This is a genomic window from Streptomyces sp. NPDC055078 (assembly GCF_053607985.1).
In genome coordinates, this window is sequence record NZ_JBSGUP010000855.1 from 1 (window position 1) to 3000 (window position 3000).

General features: G+C 68.4%; 5 protein-coding genes and 1 riboswitch. All 5 genes read left to right on the forward strand.

Going from position 1 to position 3000, the window contains the following annotated elements:
• Window positions 1–353, forward strand: a 353-nt coding sequence (locus tag ACWF94_RS37685) for a transketolase-like TK C-terminal-containing protein (RefSeq protein WP_453499318.1), incomplete at its 5' end; no start/stop codon positions are given.
• Window positions 354–460: 107 nt separating this feature from the next.
• Window positions 461–525, forward strand: a riboswitch (guanidine-III (ykkC-III) riboswitch).
• 17 nt (window positions 526–542) lie between these two features.
• Window positions 543–857: a DMT family transporter gene (locus ACWF94_RS37690; RefSeq protein ID WP_453499320.1), complete on the forward strand. Its 315-nt coding sequence runs from the start codon at window positions 543–545 to the stop codon at window positions 855–857.
• Window positions 857–1222 carry a DMT family transporter gene (locus ACWF94_RS37695; RefSeq protein WP_453499322.1) on the forward strand — a complete coding sequence of 122 codons (366 nt, stop codon included), beginning with the start codon at window positions 857–859 and terminating at the stop codon, window positions 1220–1222. Before ACWF94_RS37690 ends, ACWF94_RS37695 begins: the two co-directional genes overlap by 1 nt.
• 363 nt (window positions 1223–1585) lie before the next feature.
• On the forward strand, window positions 1586–2590 hold the full coding sequence (locus ACWF94_RS37700; protein WP_453499324.1) for a siderophore ABC transporter substrate-binding protein: 1005 nt from the start codon (window positions 1586–1588) through the stop codon (window positions 2588–2590).
• A 123-nt stretch (window positions 2591–2713) separates the two neighbouring features.
• The coding region (locus ACWF94_RS37705; protein ID WP_453499326.1) for an iron chelate uptake ABC transporter family permease subunit at window positions 2714–3000 on the forward strand (287 nt) is incomplete at its 3' end.

Consider the following 3000-nt stretch of genomic DNA (forward strand, 5'->3'; position numbering starts at 1 on the left):
CCGAGGCACTGGCCGCCGCCGACCGGCTGCACCGGATGGGGATCATCGCCGATGTCGTCTGTGTGACCAGCCCCGGTCTGCTCTTCCGGGCGCTCAACTCCCGTCTCGGACAGGACGATGCCGCCGACTGGATCCTGGACCGGGTCTTCCCCTCCGACCGGGCGACACCGCTCGTCACCGTCCTGGACGGACACCCCCACACCCTGGCCTTCCTCGCCACGATCCACCAGGTGCCGCTGCGCACCCTCGGGGTCACCCGGTTCGGGCAGTCCGGCTCGCTGGAGGAGGTCTACCACTACCACGGGATCGACACCGACAGCATCATCCGGGCCGCACTCGACCTCACCCAGTAGCGCGCTCCCGCGGCAACCGCGTCCGGCGAGTTCCCTGGGTGTGGGGTGGTGGTGGGGATCACCGGTGCGGGGCGGGGATGAGGGTGTGTGCCTGTGCTATACAGGGAGTGAGGCCCCGAGTGGGGCCTGCGGACGAGGGATCAGTACCCGCTCAGCGACAAGACTGGCCACAGAGAGGTCGGTTGTGTCATGGCGTGGATGATTCTCGTTGTGTCGGGGGTGCTGGAGGCCGTGTGGGCCACGGCGCTCGCCCAGTCCAAGAATTTCAGCCGCCGGGGTCCGGTGGTGGTGTTCGCCGTCGCCCTGACCGCCAGCATGGTGGGACTCGCGGTGGCGATGAAGTCGCTGCCCACCGGGACGGCGTACGCGGTGTGGGTGGGCATCGGTGCTCTGCTCACCGCTTCCTGGGCCATGGTCACCGGCCAGGAGCGGGCCACCACGGCCCGGGTGCTCCTGCTGCTGGGTCTCATCGGATGTGTCGTCGGACTGAAGGCGGTCAGCTGATGCCCTGGGCAATTCTTCTCATCAGTGCGGTGTTCGAGGCGGTCTGGGCCACGGCCCTGGGCCTGTCCGACGGGCTGAGCAAGCCGGTACCCGCCGTCGTGTTCTTCGTCGGTCTCGCCCTCAGCATGGCCGGACTGGCCTACGCGATGACCCGGATCCCGATCAGCGTGGCCTACTCGGTCTGGATCGGCATCGGCGCGGCTCTCACCGTCGTGTTCGCCATGGCGACCGGCGAGGAACCCGCCTCGCTCCTCAAGGGCGTCTTCCTCGCCGGAATCATCCTCAGCGTCATCGGCCTCAAGTTCGTCAAATCCGAACCCGGCCCCAAGGCCGCCCCCCGACCCACCCGCACACCGACCCCGTAACCCCACCAACACGCCACGGCCGCGCGCCAGGGCCAGGCGGCAGAGCCGCACCCGTGCGGGTCACCGTGCCGTACGACGAACCGGCCGTCCGTATCCGCCCCGTACGACGAACCGGCCAATACCTGGACGGCACCACGGCACCACGGCACCACGGCACCGAGCCCCCTCGCCACCGGGCGAGGGGGTTTCGGCATGGCGGGCGGTGGCCGAAGGGCGCGCTCGGCCGGGCGGTCGCCGGACAGGGGCCCGGCCCGGCAATGAGCAGATCAAGAGTTAGGTTAGGCTAAGCAAAGTCGAGTTTTCTTCGCAGCCCCATCGCCGTGCGATGCCGGCTGCCCTTCTGCCCCCTGGGAGTCATCCGCCGTGCGCCGTTCCGATCGCTTTCGCAAGACCATCGTGGTGACCAGTGCGGTTCTGTGCGCGGGTCTGGCGCTGAGCGCCTGCGGGGAATCCGGCAAGGATTCCGGCTCGGACAAAAGCTCGGGCAAGAGCCAGGGCAATGTCACCGTCGCGACCGCCAAGGGCGATCTCGAAGTGCCCCGGGAGCCCGCACGGGTGGCCGCGCTGGACAACACGTCGTTCGCGACGCTCAAGGCGTTCGGCATCAAGCCCGTCGCGGTGCCCAAGTCGCTGCTGCCGAAGGAGGGTTTCGATGACTGGAGAAACGATTCTTCAATCAAGGACGCGGGCAACCACCGCGAGCCCAAGTTCGAGGCGATCAACGCGTCCGAGCCGGACCTGATCATCGGCGGCTACCGGTTCACCGACCACCACGACAAGCTGGCCAAGATCGCCAAGACGATCGACGTCGCCCCGTCCGACGAGGCCAAGGACGGGTACGTCAATTCGCTGAGGACGCAGACCGAGACACTCGGAAAGATCTTCGGCAAGGAGGACAAGGCCAAGGAGATCGTGGCCGCGCTGGACAAGGCACGGACCGAGGCCGCCTCGGCCACCAAGGGCGAGAGCGTGTTCCTCGGGGTCGCGAGCGCGGGCAAGATCGACAATGGCGCCAGCCGGATCGGGCGCCTCGCCGAGCCGCTGAAGCTGAAGAACGTGCTCAGCGCCGAGGGCGAGGACAGCACCTCCGTGCACAACGACTCGGGCCTCGCCCCCGAGACGATCGCCAAGCTCAACCCGGAGTGGCTGATCGTGCTGGACCGGGACGCCGCCGTGGGTCCCGAGGAGGGCGCCGAGGCCGTCGCCGCGAAGAAGCTCGTGGACGGCATGGAGGCATGGGACAAGACCGTGTTCCGTACGAAGGACCAGGTCATCTACCTGGCCGACGACTTCTATCTGTCCGAGGGCATCCAGGCGTACACCGACGCCTTCGGTCAGGTGTCTACCGCGTTCAACGCGGCCCGCTGACCCCTCCCACGGCTCCCGCCACGGCCCCTGTCACGCCTTTTCCACGCCTTTTCCACGCCGTAGGCCCCGGCCCCCGCCACGGGGGCGGGGCGGCCGTGCACTCCCACCCGCCCCGGAAGCCCCATGCACCGAATTCCCCTGCCACTGGCCACACTCGGTGTCCTCGCCCTGATCGCCGTCTCCTTGTTCGTCGGCGGATACGACATCGATCTCCGCGGGCTGTTCACCGACCCCGACGCCCGGGAGATGTTCCTCATCTCCCGGGTGCCCCGCACACTCGCGCTGGTCCTCGCGGCTGCCGCGATGGCCGTCTCCGGTGTGATCATGCAGATGCTCGTCCAGAACCGCTTCGTGGAGCCGACGACCACCGGCACCAGCGAGTGGGCCGCCCTGGGGGTGCTGCTGCTCAC

Excerpts from the sequence above, each read along its gene's own strand:
- ACWF94_RS37690 (WP_453499320.1), top strand. The coding sequence starts at position 543 with ATGGCGTGGATGATTCTCGTTGTGTCGGGGGTGCTGGAGGCCGTGTGG.
- ACWF94_RS37695 (WP_453499322.1), top strand. The coding sequence starts at position 857 with ATGCCCTGGGCAATTCTTCTCATCAGTGCGGTGTTCGAGGCGGTCTGG.